The following is a 16,747-nucleotide window of genomic DNA, read 5'->3' on the forward strand; positions in this document are numbered from 1 at the left end:
CATCCTCCTGGGTTGCTGACCTGTTTCGTCTTGCAGGGTCAATAACACAGGATTTGTGACCGCCCTGTGAAGTTGACAAGACGTGACTATGAATTAGTTGGTCGCGCCAGGAATGTTTGCCGGGTTGAAGTTGCCGATATTGCCAAGCAGCTGCCGCAAGAACCCACGGTTCTGAACTGAGGATTCGGTAATACGACGATCCAGCGTCACAACGTTTCCATCCTCAAGGCCAAAGCGTTCAATATTGCGCACGACACCTCGGTCATCGAAGCTGATCGCCACAAGCTCGCGCGAGACGATTTTCGGTCGTTTCGGACCATAATGACGAACGCGTGATGTCACATAATAAAAGCCGGAATCGCGAACGACGCCTGAAGTACTGGGCGCGCCAACGGATTCGAGTACGCTTTCACGTGTATCTACACCCACCTGAATTTCGGCCAGGTCCTCGGCTGTGGGGACATATCCGTGTTTCTTGAAGACCGGAGCACACGCACCAGCAGCGGTCAGACAGGCCGCAAATACGAGCGTTCTGGACGCTGGTTTCAACCTGCTCATAACTTTCAACATTCACACCCTCTTGCCTTGGGACCGTGCGGCCCCTATCCGATTACATCAAACCGCCACCCCGGTTCAACACACGAAAGGGCCACGTATGAGCAACCAGACATCTTTAAGGGTCGCCGACCTGCCTCAGAACGCACCGACGCCCTTTGAAATTCGCCCTGACGCACAGGAGTTGGATGTCTTAAAGAACGAGTTGAGCCTGCTTGGGCTACGTAAGCTGAGTTTTGTCGGCGAGGTGCGTGCGCATGGAAAGCGTGATTGGGCGCTTTCAGGAAAACTGGGGGCAACCGTGATTCAACCCTGTGTCGTGACGCTGACACCGGTTACCACGCGGATCGACATTCCGGTGACCCGGATGTTTCTGTCAGATTGGACAAACCCTGACGAGGAAGAGTTCGAAATCCCGGAAGGTGACGAATCTGAGCCGCTAGGGACCGAAATCGTTCTGACCGAGGTCATGTCCGAAGCGCTGGCACTTGCCCTGCCCCAGTATCCCCGGAAAGAAGGTGCCGAATTGGAACAGGCGGGCTTTACCGAACCCGGCAAACAGGCAATAACGGATGAAGATGTCAAACCCTTTGCGGGCTTGGCCGGGCTGCGCGATGCACTGAAAAAAGACGAGTGACACGGGCCTGAAATCCTGTCATAGCAGGCGCTCAGAAAAATCGCTTGAACATGCTGAGAATCGCAGTATTTTCGCGCGCTCATCGGAATTTGGGTTGGACATCGCGGGGCCCGTCCCCTAAACGCGCGTCAAACCACGAGAAAAACGAAGAATGAAACCTGGCCCGCAGCGAATCTGCCGGCCCTTAGTAGACAAAGGTTGAGACCATGGCTGTCCAACAGAACAAAGTTTCCAAGTCGCGTCGCAACAACCGCCGCGCGCACGACGCTCTGGTTGCTGCAAACCCGAACGAATGCGCCAACTGTGGTGAGCTGAAGCGCCCGCACCACGTCTGCGCGTCCTGCGGCCACTATGATGACCGCGAAGTCGTCGCTCAGGCCGACGAAATCGACCTGGACGAAGACGCGGCCTAAGCCCTAAAAGCGCAGGCCAAGCATGACAGAACAGCCCACGCACGCCGGACGGATTACCATCTCGGTTGACGCAATGGGCGGAGATTCGGGGCCCGCTGCTGTTGTGGCGGGGATCGCCAAATCGGCGGATAAGAACCCCGATATCGCGTTCATCTTGCACGGGCCTGAGGCCATGTTGCGCAAACTTGTCGCAAAACGGCGTGTCCTGAACGGGCGCGTCGTTTTTCGTGATTGTCCCGATGTGGTCACGATGGAGGACAAGCCCAGCCAGGTCGTCCGGCACGGTAAGCAAACTTCGATGTGGTCCACACTGGAGTCGGTACGTCAGGGTGAAGCCCATGGCGCGGTCTCCTGTGGCAACACCGGCGCATTGATGGCCCTGTCGATGATGCGTCTACGTAAGCTGCCGGGGGTAAACCGCCCGGCAATCGCTATTTTGTGGCCCTCGCGCAATCCGCAGGGCTTCAATGTAATGCTGGACGTAGGCGCCGATGTGCGCGCGGACGCCAAGGACCTGCTGCAATATGCTTTGATGGGTGCCTCTTATGCCCGAAACGGCATGGCGTTGGAACGTCCCCGGATCGGCCTTTTGAATGTGGGCACCGAGGAACATAAAGGGCGCGCCGAGCTAAAAGAAGCGCATGGCATGATCTCGGATTTTGCGGATCAGGCCAGCTTTGACTTTGTGGGTTTTGTCGAAGGCAGCGACATCCCGGGAGACAAAGCCGATGTCATTATAACAGACGGGTTTACAGGCAACGTCGCCATCAAGACCGGAGAAGGCACAGCCAGCCTGATCGGAGATCTTCTGCGCGAGGCGTTCAAATATTCTCCGCTCTCACGACTGGCCTCGATCCTTGCAATCACATCTTTGCAGCGGTTGAAGAAACGAATTGATCCTCGGCGCGTGAATGGTGGGGTTTTCCTTGGCCTGAACGGAACCGTCGTCAAATCACATGGTGGTGCAGACTCGACCGGCGTGTCAGCCGCTGTAAAGCTGGCCTTTACCCTGGCCGAGTCCGGCTTCGCCGAAAAATTGGCAGCACGGGTTGCATCGACAGCCGAGCTTGCACAAGATGCCGCAGACACGCCGTCGAAGGCCGGTGAATAACAAAAAAGGCAGTACCCCAGCATGGCAGGCCGTTCAATTATAGTTGGTGTCGGGCACTATTTGCCAGAGCGCATCGTCCCGAATTCCGAGTTCGAAGAAACGCTCGATACGTCTGATGAGTGGATACGGACACGTTCCGGGATCGAACGCCGGCATTTTGCAGCGGAAGACGAAACCACTTCGATTATGGCTACAAAGGCTGCCAGTGCCGCACTGGTCGATGCGGGTCTGGAGGCAGATGATATTGATGCGATTATTCTTGCAACATCGACCGCTGACCTGACGTTTCCCTCTGCCGCAACAATGGTTCAATCGCAGCTTGGCATGACCAAAGGCTTCGCCTTTGACGTACAGGCGGTTTGCGCCGGATTCGTCTATGCCATGACCAATGCCAATGCGCTGATCGTGTCAGGCCAGGCCAAACGCGTGCTGGTCATCGGCGCCGAGACGTTCTCTCGTATCATGGACTGGACCGACCGGTCGACCTGCGTGTTGTTCGGCGACGGCGCCGGAGCGATAATCCTTGAACAGCATGAGGGCGCAGGAACCTCGGACGATCGGGGCATTCTGGCAACCGACCTGAACTCGGACGGGCGCTATAAGGACCTGCTCTATGTGGATGGAGGCGTCTCGACCCAGTCCACAGGCTATCTGCGGATGAAAGGAAACCAGCTGTTTCGGCAGGCAGTTGAACGTCTGACCTCTACCGCAGAAACCTGCCTCGAGAAGGCTGGGCTAAGCCATGAAGATGTGGATTGGATCGTACCGCATCAGGCAAACATTAGAATCATTCAGGGCACAGCCAAGAAATTGGGCGTTCCTATGGAACACGTTGTCGTTACCCTGCAGGACCACGGAAATACCTCGGCCGCATCTATTCCCCTGGCAATGTCTGTTGCGAAACAGCGTGGGCAGTTCAAACAGGGTGATCTGCTGGTCACAGAGGCAATCGGAGGTGGATTGGCCTGGGGCTCAGTCCTCTTGCGGTGGTAACAAGCGCAATTCAGCTTACACACTCGCCCGCAATTCATTGATATTGACAGCGAATTTGCCCTGACCCTATGCTCTGATAGCAACAGGGGAATTGGCATGAGCGACAAAACACTGACCCGAATGGATCTGAGCGAGGCCGTATTTCGTGAAGTTGGCCTTTCACGCAATGAAAGCGCGCAACTGGTCGAGAGCGTTCTGAACCATATGTCCGACGCATTGGTGCGCGGTGAACAGGTGAAGATCTCATCTTTTGGAACGTTCAGTGTTCGGGACAAGACAGCTCGTATCGGCCGCAATCCCAAGACAGGCGAAGAAGTTCCAATTCAGCCTCGCCGTGTTCTCACCTTCCGCCCGTCGCATCTGATGAAAGATCGCGTCGCCGCAGGGAACCGCAAATAAGATCAGGACGGCACGAATATGAGCAAGTCCCCAGACGCCTTTCGCACCATCAGTGAAGTTGCGGACTGGTTGGGTGTGCAGCCGCATGTTCTGCGATTCTGGGAAAGCCGCTTCAATCAGGTGAAACCGGTAAAACGGGCCGGTGGGCGCCGATATTATCGCCCCAACGATATGCGCCTGCTGGGCGGCATCAAGAAGCTTTTGCATGAAGATGGGATCACCATCAAAGGCGTACAGCGCATTTTGCGTGAACAGGGCGTGGCGCATGTTTCTTCAGTGTCCCAGGGCCTGGATGAAATGGCACATCTTGAACCCGCACCCGATGCAAATGTCGTTGTGCCATTCACGGCCAAGCCAGCCCCCCCGCATGAGCAGATACATCTAGATCTTGGCGACGCGCAAAAACCCGAACCGACCCCTGCCCCCGCTCCGCCAAAAGCTGAGCCTGCGGCCCAAGCCCAGCCGTCTTATCCCGACGCCTCGCCCTTGTTGGGTGGGATCGCGACACTGGCCTGGACCCGAGACGCATTCGATGACCAGTTGCTCAGCCAGATAGCACCCATCGCGCAAGAGCTGCGCAGCGTGTTGAACCGAATAGAAAACCGATCGGCGGGATAAGAAAAAAGGCGATGATTTCCTCTTGCCCCCGCCGGGAAAGTCTTTATGAACACCTCAACGTCGGGCTATGGCGCAGCCTGGTAGCGCGTCCGTCTGGGGGACGGAAGGTCGCAGGTTCGAGTCCTGCTAGCCCGACCAAATCACACCGACGTTTATGGCACACAGGCCAGATCCCGCTCTGGCATCAGGGGGGATCGGAATGACCGGCGTATGCCCGAACCAGCAGATAGAGGCGATGATCGCGCGCGGTGAGATTACCGCAAGCCCAGAGGTCATCCCCGCCCAGATTCAACCCGCCAGCCTTGATTTGCGTTTAGGTACAGTTGCTTACCGGGTACGTGCCTCGTTTCTGGCAGGCGAAGGTCGCACCGTAGCCGAACGTTTGTCGGAATTTGAGATGCACCGCATCGATATCTCTGAAGGTGCTGTGCTGGAAAAGGGCTGTGTCTATCTAGTGCCGTTGATGGAATCGCTGGCCCTGCCCCAGGGGCTGAGCGCGGCCGCCAATGCAAAAAGCTCGACTGGGCGGCTGGACCTTCTGACGCGCACGATCACCGATGGCGGGACCGAGTTTGACCGGGTGCCTGCAGGCTATACCGGCCCCTTGTATGCCGAGATCTGCCCCCGCTCATTCTCGGTTCTGGTGCGTCCGGGAATGCGGCTGAACCAAATCAGGTTCCGGCAGGGACAGGCCGTGCTGAGCGATACCGATCTAAGCGCCCTGCACGCCGAATCCCCGCTGGTCGATGGCCCCGCTGTCATTCAAGACGGGCTCGGGTTCTCGGTGGACCTGCGGCTGCCCGACACCGATTTGGTGGGCTACCGCGCCAAACCTCATACCGGTGTCATTGATCTGGACCGGATCGGCGAATACGACCCGCAGGAATATTGGGAAGAGGTGCGTACCACCGATGGGCGCATCATCCTCGACCCCGGTGCGTTTTACATTCTGGTCAGCCGCGAGGCGGTGCATATCCCGCCGATGTATGCGGCTGAAATGGCCCCTTATCTGGCGATGGTCGGGGAATTCCGGGTGCATTATGCCGGTTTCTTCGATCCCGGTTTTGGCCATGCCGCCGCAGGTGGCGAAGGATCACGCGGAGTGTTGGAAGTCCGCTGTCACGAGGCCCCATTTGTGTTGGAGCACGGCCAAGTCGTCGGGCGGCTGGTGTACGAGCGGATGTCAGAAATGCCCACGCAGCTTTATGGTGCAGGCATCGCCTCGAACTATCAGGGACAAGGATTGAAACTGTCCAAGCACTTCAAAGCGGTAACCTGATCAGAACCGGATAAACCGGCGCATCTGATTGGCCACTCGCTGGGCTTGACGCATGTTTTGACGCTGGCGGTTTCCGTCCGCCTGCAGCTGATCAGAGGCACCTGAGCTCTCGTGCGGCGGCTGCTCTTGCCCCGACTTCTGGCCCACGCGGCTGGCCATGTCGAACCCCTTGTCCACCCCTTTGGTGACAAGCCGCCGCATGACCTGTCGCACAATCATGTCAATGATACGATTGGCATTCATTGCTCTACTCCGATTTCCAGGCTTCTAAATAGTCGATTTGTGCGGCAACAAAAGGGCCGCGTGATCACTCTTCCTCGAACAGTTCGGTTTGATCTTCGTCTTCCTGCCCCTCTCCCAGTGGGATCGTTCCCGGAGGCGGTCTGTTCTCCAGCAAACCGGCAGCGCGCAATTCTTTCAACCCCGGCAAATCCCTGGCGTTCTCCAGCCCAAAGTGATCCAGAAACTGCGGAGTCACCACGAAAGTCACCGGACGGCCCGGCGTCATGCGACGACGACCCAGTCTGATCCACTCCATCTCCAAAAGTTGGTCGATGGTCCCGCGCGAGACCGATACGCCGCGAATTTCTTCGATCTCGGCACGTGTACAGGGTTGGTGATATGCCACGATCGCCAGCGTTTCGATCGCGGCCCGGCTGAGTTTGCGGGTTTCAACCGTTTCTTTTTGCATCAGAAAACCCAAGTCTGGGGCAGTGCGAATGGCCCAGGATTCACCAACCTGAACCACACGAACACCACGCCCTTCATAGCGTTTCTTAAGCATTTCCACCGCCTGTGACGCGTCGCTGCCATGGGGCATCCGCACTTCAAGATCGGCAATCGTCACCGGCTCGGCACTGGCGAATAACACGGCCTCAACCATGCGTTCCTGTTCGGCCATAGGCGGAGCTTCGAACAGGGTGCCGGTACCTTCTTCCTGAGGCGCGTCAGTCACGGGATTGGGTCCTCTTGCGTAGTTGTATCGGAGCAAAAGTTTCGCTCTGCTGTATTTCCATATGTCCTTCTTTCACCAACTCAAGTGAGGCCGCAAAAGTAGCCGCCGTCGCGGACCGCCTGCGCACCGGGTCGGCATCCCAGCCTTCGGGCAGATAGGTCTCCATATCCGTCCAGGCCCCGGCAAAGCCAATCAGCGGACGCATGCGTTCCAGCGCTTGTTCCATCGTGAATACCGCGTCACGGTCCATGACAAAGGGGCGGAATTCATCACGGGTGCGAATGCGGGCATAGCCCTGCATTAGGTCCAGCAGCGTGGCGGAATAGGTCACGGTACGGATGCGCGTGACATCCTCGCCCTGCCCGCGTTTGAAGAAATCACGCCCCAGCTGATCGCGCCCCATCAATCGGGCGGCAGCATCGCGCATGGCCTGAAGCCGCTCGAGCTGAAATGCCAGATGCGCAGCCAGTTCTTCGCCCGAGGGGCCTTCGTCATTCGGATCCGGAGGCAGCAGCAAGCGCGATTTCAGAAAGGCCAGCCATGCCGCCATCACCAGATAGTCGGCGGCCAGTTCGATCCGCAGCGCCCGTGCCTTTTCAACAAAGGACAAGTATTGCTGCGCCAGCGCCAGAACCGATATTTTGCGCAGATCAACCTTTTGCGTGCGGGACAGCATCAGCAGCACATCGAGCGGACCTTCAAACCCGTCGACGTCTACGATCAATGCCTCTGCCGCAAGGCGATCCGCGACCGAGACGGGGTCTTCGCTAAAAAGATTATCCGACATACACCTGCCCGCCCATTAGGCGAGAAAGTTCGGCTTCGGCGGCTTGGATGTCAAGTTCCTGCGGGGCTTTGCGCATCGCCAACGCCCGTTCAGCGCGTTTCTGTGCCTGTTCGGACATCTTTTCGGCGGTGCTCAGCACCCTAGCACGGGCATCAAAAGAGCCGTTGCAGTACAAAACCACATCGCACCCTGCAGCTAGCGCCTGATTGGCAATCTCTTCTGGATTTCCGCTGAGGGCCTTCATCGAGATATCATCCGTCATGATCAGCCCGCCAAACCCGATCGTTTTGCGGATCAGGCTGATCATGGTCCGAGAAATCGTAGCAGGTTGAGGGTCAATCCGGTCATAGACCAGATGCGCCGTCATCCCCATCGGCAGATCGTTCAAATCCCGAAACGGGCCGAAATCGGCCTCGGTCAGGTCCTCTTGCGTCAGATCGACATGGGGAAGGTCATGATGGCTGTCCAGCGTGGACAAACCATGACCCGGCATGTGTTTGAGCACCGGCAATACACCGCCATCCAAATGCCCCTCGGCAACCGCACGACCGATCCGGGAAACCATTTTGGGATCAGACCCATAGCAGCGGTTTCTAAGGAACGGATGCGTCTCGTTCCGGGCCAGATCCACCATGGGGGCGCAGTTGCTGTCGATCCCAAGCTCGAACAGTTCATTCGCAATCAGACGATAGCGCAGATACATGGCACGTTCGGCCTGCTCTCCGCTCTGGGCCACGTGATCCAGCGGCGGCATCCATTCCCGTGCCAGCGGTGTGCGCAGTCGTTGCACGCGTCCACCCTCTTGATCAACAGTGATCGGGCAGTTTCGCCCCACAGCCTCGCGGAAATCGTCGCATAGGGCGCGCACCTGATCCGCAGACTCGATATTACGGGCAAACAGAATGAACCCGAATGGGTTCATCTCTCGGAACAGTTTTTTCTCATCAGGCGTCAGGCGCAGACCTTCAGCGTCGGTAATGACTGCGCCGAAATTCACCGCGCGGCAACCGGAATGCAATCAGCGCCTTCGGCCTGCAAAGCGGCACAGAATTGGCGCGAGTCGCTCAGATCGTCAAACCCCAGAACCCGAAGACGATAGAAAGTCCGCCCACCGCTTGAGGTTTTCTGTATAACACGCTGTTTTCCATCCATATAATCCCCGAATCGTCCATTCATGCGATCCCATTCCGAGCGCGCGACGTCCGAATTTTCATAGGCGCCAAGCTGGGCCATACGGGTGCCCTTGGTCAGAGTTTCAGGATCTACATCCAAGCCGACCGCAGCTTTGACCGCCGCGTTGATCGCGTCTTCGGTAGTGCTGTTTGACGTAATTGCGCTGCGCACACCGCCAGCGGGGCGCAGGACCGGGCGCAGCGACCGGCGCACACCAGGCAAAGCCGCCAGTTCTGGGTCCGGTTGCGATGCAGCCAGATCAGCCGGATCAATAGCAGGCTCTTCCTCGGGGATGGTCAAAGAGGCCAACTGAAAACTTTGCTCGCCAACCTGATCGGAATTTTCCGCCTCTCCCGCCAGTTCAGCAACCAGTGCATCAACCGCGCCCTGGCGCATCTGTGTGGCCGTCCGGTCAGAGACGTTTTCCTGGACCACATGTACGGCAGGTGTCGGTTGCAACGGTGCCACCGGAGTATCTTCATCTGTCAGGGAAACCGGGCGCGGTGCAAGGATCAGCCGATCAGCAGGCGGCGCTGCTGTGCCCACTGCCGCAACCGTGTTCACGGCCAAACCCTGATGATCCGCAGGGGTGCCACCCGGGCTATCCGGCTGAATACGCATTGGTCCATCTAAGGCCCGAACAACCGGCACGCCACTCACATCGCGCATTACCAAATTGTAACCCCAAACACCGATGCCAGCGACCAGCGCCAATGATGCAACGGCACCTAGAGCACTAACAATACGACCCAAACCCGCGGGATGGGGCGTTTCGTCATATCCGTGCAAGTCATTAGGGAGGTCATACCCATCCTGAGGATGAGCTTGATTCGTATAATGCATCTGCTCGGGGCGCATTTGCCCCGGGTAATCGTAACTTGCCATGTCCGCCTCACCGCCCGTTTAGCGCCGAAAATAAGGCGCGCGGGTCATTTCTTGCCTACCTCGTACCGGCGGTTCGGACGGTGTTGTTCACCGCATCTCCTGCGCCGGGGTAACGCCAAGAATACCCAAGCCTGCTGAAATCACAACAGAAACGGACCGGGCCAGTGCGATTTTTGACTGGCTTGTGGCAACATCGCCATCCTGAATAAACCGCAGCTGGGTCTCATCGTTGCCCTTGTTCCAAAGCGCGTGGAAATCCCCTGCAAGTTCATACAGATAGAAGGCAACCCGGTGCGGCTCATTGGTGCGCGCGGCGATCTCAACCAGACGCGGCCATTCGGCCAGCTTCTTGGCAACAGCCAGCTCAGAGGCATGGTCGATCTTGCCTAGATCGGCGCTTTTCAGCGTTGGGTCCTGCGCGTCGATCCCGGCCTCAGCTGCACGGCGCAGAACACTCATCACGCGGGCATGGGCATATTGGACGTAGAAAACGGGGTTCTCGCGGCTTTGTTCCAACACCTTGTCAAAGTCAAAATCCAGGGCAGCGTCATTCTTGCGGGTCAGCATCACGAAGCGGGTCACATCCGGGCCAACCTGATCGACCACATCACGCAATGTGACGAAGTTCCCTGCCCGCTTGGACATCTTGAACGGCTCGCCGTTCTTCCACAGTTTCACCAACTGGGTTAGCTTGATATCCAGCGGTACCTTGCCATCGGACAGAGCCGATACTGCGGCCTTCATCCGTTTGACATAGCCACCGTGGTCAGCGCCGAACACATCGATCAACGCGTCAAACCCACGGGTCACTTTGTCATAGTGATAGGCGATATCCGGGGCAAAATAGGTCCAGCTCCCGTCCGATTTCTTGACCGGGCGATCCACGTCGTCGCCATGCTCGGTCGATTTGAACAGGGTCTGCTCACGTGGTTCCCAATCTTCGGGCTTTTTGCCCTTGGGCGGCTCCAGCACGCCCTCATAGATCAGGCCCTTGTCGGTCAGGGATTGCAACGCAGCTTCAATCCGACCCGTGCCATAGAGCGACTTTTCCGAGAAGAACACATCCATCTCAACACCCAGCGCCTTCAGGTCGGCGCGGATCAGGTCCATCATCGCGTCTGTCGAAAACTCGCGCAGTTCTTCCAGCCAGTCGCTTTCCGGTTTGTCGATCAGGCTGTCACCGTATTTCTCTTTCAGCGCCTCACCAATCGGGATCAGATAGTCGCCAGGATACAGGCCTTCGGCAATCTCGGGGCTCAGCCCGTTTGCCTCGCGATACCGTTCGTAAGCCGAGCGTGCCAGAACATCCACCTGCGCGCCGCCATCATTGATGTAGTATTCACGGGTCACGTTATGGCCGGAATAGGCCAACAGGCTTGCCAGCGCATCTCCGAACACCGCGCCCCGCGTATGACCCACATGCAAGGGGCCGGTCGGGTTGGCCGAGACGTATTCCACGTTGACCTTCTGCCCATGCCCCATGGTCGAGCGGCCATAGTCCGTGCCCTGTTGCAGCACCGCAGCCAGTACACTCTGCCAGACCGATGGCGCCAACCGCAGGTTCAAGAACCCCGGCCCGGCAACCTCGGCACTGGTGATCCGGTTATCCTCGGCCAGCTTTCCGGCCAGCGCATCGGCAATGTCGCGCGGTTTCATCTTGGTGGGCTTTGCCAGCACCATAGCCGCATTCGTCGCCATGTCGCCATGCGCCGCATCGCGCGGCGGTTCAACGGCCACGTTGTCAAAGCTCAGCCCTTCGGGCAGCGCGCCTTCGGACTGCATCTGTGCCAGCGCGTCCAGCACGAGGCTGCGGATCTCGGAAAACAGGTTCATTTCGAATGTCCTTTTGCTTGCCCGGCGGTTTACCACGCGGTGCAGCAAGGTCAATGGACGGCGCCAGAATGCGCTTGGAATAAGAGCCGCCGCCGCTAAGGTCGGTCATATCTATCTAAACGGAGATTCCTATGCGCCTTGCCCTGCCCCTGTGCCTGCTCTTGTCGACCGCCCTGCCCGCTTTTGCAGAAATGCCCGCCCCGCAAGGCCATGTGCTGATAACGCTCGGCGGCTCGGTTGAGAAAACCAACCTGCCCGCACGCGGTGCAGAGGACGGCGGCTTGCTGGGATATCTGGAGGTCACCCATGACGGGGCAGCTGGCTTTGACGCGACATTGCTGGATAGTTTGGATCAGGTCGAGATCACAATTCCCTACGGCACCGAGGACAACCAGCGCGACATCACCTTTAGCGGCCCGCTTTTGTCGGATGTGATGGTCATAGCCGGTGCCGAAGGTAAGACGGCCAAACCGATGGCAATGGACGGGTATCAAGCCGAAATTCCCTGGCATAGTATCTCGACCTATCAGCCTATCCTCGCCACCCACGCCGACGGCGCCCCCATGGGGATCGGAGGGTATGGCCCAACGATGATCGTCTTCCCACCCACCGACGACGCTGAGGCGGCGCAGGATCAGACGGGCCAACAAGTCTGGGCTTTGGCCTATATCGGGGTCGAGTGATCCGCCGGTATCGGGTGGCCAGTCAGTCTGGCATGATCCTGTAGCGCAAACCTGTCGGTCATCCCGGCAATATAGTCCGATACGATCCGGGCTAAGGCAGTCTCATCCTCAGCCTCTTCAATGTCCGCGTGCCAGCGCGCGGGCATTTGCTTCGGATCGCCAAGGTAGATTGGAAACAAATCCTCGACCACTTTGCTGACCTCGGCGCGCACCGTCATCACCGACGGCGCCCTGTACATCCGCGAAAACAGGAAAGCGCGAATTTCCTTCAGTTGCGCCCAAAGGCCTGTTGAGAACTGAATGACCGGATAGCCAAGATGCCGGATCTCTTCGACGCTCTGGGCACCGGACCCTGCGATCAGAGCCCGAGACGTGTCGATCACGTCCGACACCATAACCCCAAACACCCGCCGCAACGCCTCATGCCGACGGCGATAGGGGTCGAGGCCCGGGTACTTGCGATCCACCTCCGAATAACAGTCGCCCACGATCGGCAGTCGCTGAATGTCCTCGTCGCTGAACAACTCCGCCCTCAGCCCGTCCAACAGGTCATGATTGTTATAGGCGATGTCGTCAGACAAGGCCGCCACCTGCGCCTCTGCGCTTGCGTGCGTGTGCAGTTCAAGATTAAACGCCGCATTGCACTCCGCCAGCGCCCAGGGCAGTTCCCCTTCCACCGGTCCGTTATGTTTTGCAATGCCTTCCAGGGTTTCCCACGTAAGGTTGCACCCATCGAACTCGGCATAATGACGCTCGAGCCGGGTGACGATCCGAATGGCCTGCGCGTTATGATCGAACCCGCCATACGGCTGCATGATCTCATGCAAGGCATCCTCGCCAGTATGTCCGAACGGCGTGTGGCCAAGATCATGGGCCAGAGCCACCGCTTCGGTCAGTTCTGGATTCAAACCCAAAGCCCCGGCAATCGTCCGCGCCACCTGCGCGACCTCGATGGAATGGGTCAACCGCGTTCGATAACTATCCCCTTCGTGCTCAACAAAAACTTGGGTCTTGTGCTTGAGCCGCCGAAAGGCGCTGGCATGAATGATCCGGTCCCGGTCGCGCTGAAAGCATGACCGGAAACTGCTTTCTTCCTCTGGCACCAACCGCCCTCTTGCGCGGTCGGGATTCGAGGCAAAACATGCTCTGTCCAACGGTCTGTCCTTGTCGCCTGTCCTTGGGCTTTCTATATGGTAGAGTGGTTAAGAAATAAACCTTTGGAGTTTGGCATGAATCTGCCCCCGACAGTTACAGAACGCGCCTTTGACCGCCTTGCCGAGATCGGCGCAGCCGATCAGGGTCAAGCCCTGCGTGTCGCTGTCGAAGGCGGCGGGTGTTCGGGCTTTCAGTACGAAATTGCATTGGACAAACCCAAAGACGACGATTTGGTTCTTGAGGGTAAGGGGCAGAAGGTCATTGTCGACGCAATCTCACTGCCGTTTCTTGAAAATGCGGTGATTGATTTCACACAAGAACTGATCGGCGCACGCTTTGTGATCGAAAACCCAAACGCCACCTCCTCCTGCGGCTGCGGCACTTCGTTTTCAATGTGATCACCCGTGGGGGTTTCACCCCCACACCCCCAAGGTATTTCTAGCCAGATGAAGCAGGGATCCGCTCTCCGATTTCTAGACCGGAGAGCTTCACCTGGCGCGGTCATCGGCGCCTCCGCCTGTACCGCCAGCTGGTTTTCGGAGATTCTGGTTAACGGTCCGTTTCTTCATCTGGCCAAAAATACCTCGGAGCGCGAGGCAGCGCCTCGCAAACCTGTTCTCCGCCTTGCCGTTGGGCCCGTTCTGGGCGATAGGTTGCCAAGGACTGTCGGAGGGCCGCGCATGAAAATCGCCACATTCAACATCAACGGCATCAAGGCGCGGGCCGAAGCATTGCCGCGTTGGCTGGATGATGCCCAGCCCGATGTTGTGCTGCTGCAAGAGATCAAGTCAGTCGACGATAACTTCCCCAGAGAGATCTTTGAGGCGCGCGGGTACAACGTAGAAACGCACGGGCAGAAAAGCTTTAACGGCGTTGCCATTCTGTCGAAGCTACCGCTCGAGGACGTCTCGCGGGGTTTGCCCGGTGATGATGAGGATGAACAGGCCCGCTGGATCGAGGCCACGGTCGTCGGCAAACAGGCACTGCGTATCTGCGGGCTCTATCTGCCAAACGGCAACCCCACCCCGGGGCCAAAATACGACTACAAACTTGCCTGGATGGAGCGACTCTATCATCGGGCCCGCGACCTGATGAACAGTGAAGAACCCGCTCTGATGGCAGGTGATTACAACATCATTCCCCAGGCCGAAGACGCAGCGCGTCCCGATGCCTGGCGCGAGGATGCATTGTTTCGCCCTGAAAGCCGGGCCGCATTTCGGAAAATTCTGAATCTCGGCTTCACCGAGGCCTTTCGCGCTGGCACGCAAGGTCCGGAACATTATTCATTCTGGGATTATCAAGCGGGTGCGTGGAACCGAAATGACGGGATTCGTATTGATCATTTCCTTCTGACCCCTCAGGCCGCTGACCTTTTGCGCGATTGCAAAATCGATTCCGAAATTCGGGGGCACGAAAAACCTTCAGATCATGTTCCGGTTTGGATAGATCTAGATCTGTAATCGGCTAAGCCGTGGCATCGAACTCATAGATCCAATCATATTTTCGGCCCAACCGCGATCCAACTGCCATCAACGCCAGTTGCGCCCCGACACGCATAGGGCCACGTAGATGGAAGTTGCGCGCGTTGGCTCCAGCGGCAGCGACCACCCGAGTTGCCCGCTGGCGACGGGTCGCTTCATAGGCGGCCAGTGCTTGCGAAACGCCGGATTGTTCTTCGAAAGACCGCCCCAGAGTCCAGGCATCTTCTAGTGCAAGGCAAGCACCTTGGGCCATGAAAGGCAGCGTTGGATGAGCTGCGTCGCCCAAAAGCGCCACACGCCCATTCTGCCAGCATTCAGCAACAGGGCGCAGGAACAATGCCCAGATATTCGGGTCCTGAACCTCTTGCAAAATCTCTTTGACCAAGCCGCCAAAACCTGCAAATCGCGCCTTCAGCTCTTCTGGATCACCGCGCAGACGCCAGCCTTCTTCCTGCCAGTCAGACCTCTCTTCGATTGCCACGATGTTCATCAGGGTCTGATCGCGCAAAGGATACGTCACTACATGCCGTCCCGGCCCCATGGTTAGCACCGCGCAAGGGTTCTTGTTGCGCCGGTCCCATGGAATCGTCGCGCGCCAGGCAACCTGATGTGTGAATTTCGGTGTTTCCCTGCCAGTCAGGTCAGCACGAATTGCACTTTGGCCGCCGTCCGCCGCGACTGCACAATCAACCCGAAATCTCGCCCCCGTATCGAGGATGATTTCGGCCTCGGACGGGTGCTTTCGCACCCGTTCCACACGCGCACCAAGGTGAAACTCTACCCCTTTTTGAACCGTCGCTTTGTAGAGAAGATCAAGCAGGTCAGCGCGATGGTAATAATAGGTAGGCCCGGCAGAGGGTGGCACGATTTTGCAGACCAGCCGCCCTGCCCGGTAATCACGAAGGGCCGTTCCATGGGACAAAAGCCCAGCCTCGGGCGTGTCCGCAACAACCTTCAGCGCACGCAGCACAGCCATCCCGTTGGCGCTGATCTGAAGGCCCGCGCCAACCTCGGTCAATTCTGGTGCCTGCTCAAACACGGTCACCACGGCGCCGCGCTGTCGCAGGGTCAAAGCAGCCGCGAGGCCGCCAATGCCACCTCCGACTATGCCGAATTTCGATCCGCTGATGTTCATGTCACCGGCTTAACGCAAAAACGCCGGAGCAAAAGGCCCCGGCGTCTATGTTATCAGATTTTCCCAGCGATCAATCGTCGCGGTGGACCTTTTCGCGACGCTCATGCCGTTCCTGTGCCTCAAGCGTCATGGTCGCGATCGGGCGCGCATCCAAACGTTTCAGCGAAATCGGATCACCGGTCATCTCGCAATAGCCGTACTCGCCTTCATCAATCCGGCGCAGGGCCGAGTCGATCTTGGCCACCAGTTTGCGCTGACGATCGCGGGTGCGCAGTTCCAGCGCGCGATCGGTTTCTTCGCTTGCGCGGTCAGCGACATCCGGAATGTTACGGGTGTTGTCCTGCAGCCCTTCGATCGTATCGCGGCTGCCAGCCATTAGTTCGTTTTTCCAATCCAGCAGCTTGCGACGAAAATACTCTAGCTGCCTGTCATTCATAAATGGTTCGTCTTCAGCTGGACGGTAATCTTCAGGCAGAAAAACTTCCTGCTTCATTTTTGCTCCCTCGGTGTGGCCTGCAACGCCGGTCACTCTCTCATTACCTGACATGCGGCAATCCCCTTCTGCGGAGCGTTTATCTGACAGCGCAGTAATTGTCACTATGCAAACGTCGCCCCGGCGCCGCGCCATTACGCGTGATCTAAATACGTCCAATCA

At 57.9% G+C, this 16,747-nt stretch carries 20 protein-coding genes and 1 tRNA gene; 11 read left to right on the plus strand and 10 right to left on the minus strand.

The window, feature by feature from the left end:
• Positions 1–93 precede the first annotated feature (93 nt).
• On the minus strand, positions 94–570 hold the full coding sequence (locus AC2FH8_RS03770; protein WP_142633360.1) for an outer membrane protein assembly factor BamE: 477 nt from the start codon (positions 568–570) through the stop codon (positions 94–96).
• Between the two features lie 85 nt (positions 571–655).
• Here AC2FH8_RS03770 and AC2FH8_RS03775 point away from each other — a divergent pair, with 85 nt between their 5' ends.
• The 8 genes from AC2FH8_RS03775 to AC2FH8_RS03810 all read left to right on the plus strand — a co-directional run bounded on the left by AC2FH8_RS03775 (position 656) and on the right by AC2FH8_RS03810 (position 6,005).
• Positions 656–1,192, plus strand: coding sequence for a YceD family protein (locus AC2FH8_RS03775; protein WP_281994501.1), 537 nt, complete (start codon positions 656–658; stop codon positions 1,190–1,192).
• A gap of 206 nt (positions 1,193–1,398) precedes the next feature.
• The gene (gene rpmF / locus AC2FH8_RS03780; RefSeq protein ID WP_037316137.1) at positions 1,399–1,605 is read left to right on the plus strand and encodes a 50S ribosomal protein L32; all 207 of its coding nucleotides are present in this window, start codon (positions 1,399–1,401) and stop codon (positions 1,603–1,605) included.
• Positions 1,606–1,627: 22 nt separating this feature from the next.
• Positions 1,628–2,716, plus strand: coding sequence for a phosphate acyltransferase PlsX (gene plsX / locus AC2FH8_RS03785; protein ID WP_142633356.1), 1,089 nt, complete (start codon positions 1,628–1,630; stop codon positions 2,714–2,716).
• 21 nt (positions 2,717–2,737) lie between these two features.
• A complete protein-coding gene (locus tag AC2FH8_RS03790) occupies positions 2,738–3,709 on the plus strand; it encodes a beta-ketoacyl-ACP synthase III (protein WP_281994500.1) in 972 nt (323 codons plus the stop codon).
• 96 nt (positions 3,710–3,805) lie between these two features.
• A complete protein-coding gene (ihfA, locus tag AC2FH8_RS03795; RefSeq protein WP_037316145.1) occupies positions 3,806–4,108 on the plus strand; it encodes an integration host factor subunit alpha in 303 nt (100 codons plus the stop codon).
• An 18-nt stretch (positions 4,109–4,126) separates the two neighbouring features.
• Positions 4,127–4,726 (plus strand): MerR family transcriptional regulator, encoded by a 600-nt coding sequence (locus AC2FH8_RS03800; protein ID WP_496688336.1) that lies wholly within the window; start codon positions 4,127–4,129, stop codon positions 4,724–4,726.
• A 61-nt stretch (positions 4,727–4,787) separates the two neighbouring features.
• Positions 4,788–4,864, plus strand: a tRNA-Pro gene (locus tag AC2FH8_RS03805).
• 61 nt (positions 4,865–4,925) lie between these two features.
• Entirely contained in the window at positions 4,926–6,005 is a 1,080-nt protein-coding gene (locus tag AC2FH8_RS03810; protein WP_496688338.1) for a 2'-deoxycytidine 5'-triphosphate deaminase, read from the plus strand.
• On the opposite strand, the gene AC2FH8_RS03815 is transcribed toward AC2FH8_RS03810, so the two are convergent.
• From AC2FH8_RS03815 to argS, 6 genes are all read right to left on the minus strand, one after another.
• Complete coding sequence (locus AC2FH8_RS03815; RefSeq protein ID WP_142633348.1) at positions 6,006–6,248, minus strand: hypothetical protein; 243 nt, start codon at positions 6,246–6,248, stop codon at positions 6,006–6,008.
• 64 nt (positions 6,249–6,312) lie between these two features.
• Positions 6,313–6,960 (minus strand): SMC-Scp complex subunit ScpB, encoded by a 648-nt coding sequence (gene scpB, locus AC2FH8_RS03820; RefSeq protein WP_281994496.1) that lies wholly within the window; start codon positions 6,958–6,960, stop codon positions 6,313–6,315.
• Positions 6,953–7,747, minus strand: coding sequence for a segregation and condensation protein A (locus tag AC2FH8_RS03825; RefSeq protein WP_142633343.1), 795 nt, complete (start codon positions 7,745–7,747; stop codon positions 6,953–6,955). The genes scpB and AC2FH8_RS03825 overlap by 8 nt, the downstream gene beginning before the upstream one ends.
• Positions 7,737–8,744, minus strand: coding sequence for a beta-N-acetylhexosaminidase (nagZ, locus tag AC2FH8_RS03830; RefSeq protein WP_281994495.1), 1,008 nt, complete (start codon positions 8,742–8,744; stop codon positions 7,737–7,739). The genes AC2FH8_RS03825 and nagZ overlap by 11 nt, the downstream gene beginning before the upstream one ends.
• Positions 8,741–9,805, minus strand: a complete 1,065-nt coding sequence (locus AC2FH8_RS03835) for an SPOR domain-containing protein (RefSeq protein WP_281971960.1) — start codon at positions 9,803–9,805, stop codon at positions 8,741–8,743. Before AC2FH8_RS03835 ends, nagZ begins: the two co-directional genes overlap by 4 nt.
• A gap of 87 nt (positions 9,806–9,892) precedes the next feature.
• Positions 9,893–11,638, minus strand: coding sequence for an arginine--tRNA ligase (gene argS, locus AC2FH8_RS03840; RefSeq protein WP_496688341.1), 1,746 nt, complete (start codon positions 11,636–11,638; stop codon positions 9,893–9,895).
• Between the two features lie 131 nt (positions 11,639–11,769).
• Between argS and AC2FH8_RS03845 the strand changes: the two genes are divergently transcribed.
• On the plus strand, positions 11,770–12,321 hold the full coding sequence (locus AC2FH8_RS03845) for a putative pterin-binding protein (protein WP_271947491.1): 552 nt from the start codon (positions 11,770–11,772) through the stop codon (positions 12,319–12,321).
• Here AC2FH8_RS03845 and AC2FH8_RS03850 read toward each other — a convergent pair.
• Positions 12,303–13,475 (minus strand): deoxyguanosinetriphosphate triphosphohydrolase, encoded by a 1,173-nt coding sequence (locus AC2FH8_RS03850; RefSeq protein ID WP_496688343.1) that lies wholly within the window; start codon positions 13,473–13,475, stop codon positions 12,303–12,305. The two genes, AC2FH8_RS03845 and AC2FH8_RS03850, sit on opposite strands and share 19 nt — an antisense overlap.
• A gap of 75 nt (positions 13,476–13,550) precedes the next feature.
• Here AC2FH8_RS03850 and AC2FH8_RS03855 point away from each other — a divergent pair, with 75 nt between their 5' ends.
• A complete protein-coding gene (locus tag AC2FH8_RS03855; protein ID WP_142633331.1) occupies positions 13,551–13,874 on the plus strand; it encodes a HesB/IscA family protein in 324 nt (107 codons plus the stop codon).
• A 282-nt stretch (positions 13,875–14,156) separates the two neighbouring features.
• Positions 14,157–14,936 carry an exodeoxyribonuclease III gene (gene xth / locus AC2FH8_RS03860; RefSeq protein ID WP_271947496.1) on the plus strand — a complete coding sequence of 260 codons (780 nt, stop codon included), beginning with the start codon at positions 14,157–14,159 and terminating at the stop codon, positions 14,934–14,936.
• Positions 14,937–14,940: 4 nt separating this feature from the next.
• On the opposite strand, the gene AC2FH8_RS03865 is transcribed toward xth, so the two are convergent.
• Together AC2FH8_RS03865 and dksA are read right to left on the minus strand one after the other, a co-directional pair.
• Positions 14,941–16,092 (minus strand): FAD-dependent monooxygenase, encoded by a 1,152-nt coding sequence (locus AC2FH8_RS03865; RefSeq protein WP_496688345.1) that lies wholly within the window; start codon positions 16,090–16,092, stop codon positions 14,941–14,943.
• A gap of 70 nt (positions 16,093–16,162) precedes the next feature.
• Positions 16,163–16,585 (minus strand): RNA polymerase-binding protein DksA, encoded by a 423-nt coding sequence (dksA, locus tag AC2FH8_RS03870; protein WP_271947500.1) that lies wholly within the window; start codon positions 16,583–16,585, stop codon positions 16,163–16,165.
• Positions 16,586–16,747 lie beyond the last annotated feature (162 nt).

Source organism: Ruegeria sp. CDSC025 (assembly GCF_059610805.1).

Coding starts and splice junctions, on each gene's coding strand:
- dksA (WP_271947500.1), bottom strand. CDS start 16,585: ATGAAGCAGGAAGTTTTTCTGCCTGAAGATTACCGTCCAGCTGAAGAC.
- AC2FH8_RS03770 (WP_142633360.1), bottom strand. CDS start 570: ATGTTGAAAGTTATGAGCAGGTTGAAACCAGCGTCCAGAACGCTCGTA.
- argS (WP_496688341.1), bottom strand. CDS start 11,638: ATGAACCTGTTTTCCGAGATCCGCAGCCTCGTGCTGGACGCGCTGGCA.
- AC2FH8_RS03790 (WP_281994500.1), top strand. CDS start 2,738: ATGGCAGGCCGTTCAATTATAGTTGGTGTCGGGCACTATTTGCCAGAG.
- AC2FH8_RS03810 (WP_496688338.1), top strand. CDS start 4,926: ATGACCGGCGTATGCCCGAACCAGCAGATAGAGGCGATGATCGCGCGC.
- AC2FH8_RS03775 (WP_281994501.1), top strand. CDS start 656: ATGAGCAACCAGACATCTTTAAGGGTCGCCGACCTGCCTCAGAACGCA.
- AC2FH8_RS03825 (WP_142633343.1), bottom strand. CDS start 7,747: ATGTCGGATAATCTTTTTAGCGAAGACCCCGTCTCGGTCGCGGATCGC.
- AC2FH8_RS03865 (WP_496688345.1), bottom strand. CDS start 16,092: ATGAACATCAGCGGATCGAAATTCGGCATAGTCGGAGGTGGCATTGGC.
- plsX (WP_142633356.1), top strand. CDS start 1,628: ATGACAGAACAGCCCACGCACGCCGGACGGATTACCATCTCGGTTGAC.
- AC2FH8_RS03815 (WP_142633348.1), bottom strand. CDS start 6,248: ATGAATGCCAATCGTATCATTGACATGATTGTGCGACAGGTCATGCGG.
- ihfA (WP_037316145.1), top strand. CDS start 3,806: ATGAGCGACAAAACACTGACCCGAATGGATCTGAGCGAGGCCGTATTT.
- AC2FH8_RS03845 (WP_271947491.1), top strand. CDS start 11,770: ATGCGCCTTGCCCTGCCCCTGTGCCTGCTCTTGTCGACCGCCCTGCCC.
- AC2FH8_RS03835 (WP_281971960.1), bottom strand. CDS start 9,805: ATGGCAAGTTACGATTACCCGGGGCAAATGCGCCCCGAGCAGATGCAT.
- rpmF (WP_037316137.1), top strand. CDS start 1,399: ATGGCTGTCCAACAGAACAAAGTTTCCAAGTCGCGTCGCAACAACCGC.
- AC2FH8_RS03800 (WP_496688336.1), top strand. CDS start 4,127: ATGAGCAAGTCCCCAGACGCCTTTCGCACCATCAGTGAAGTTGCGGAC.
- xth (WP_271947496.1), top strand. CDS start 14,157: ATGAAAATCGCCACATTCAACATCAACGGCATCAAGGCGCGGGCCGAA.
- AC2FH8_RS03855 (WP_142633331.1), top strand. CDS start 13,551: ATGAATCTGCCCCCGACAGTTACAGAACGCGCCTTTGACCGCCTTGCC.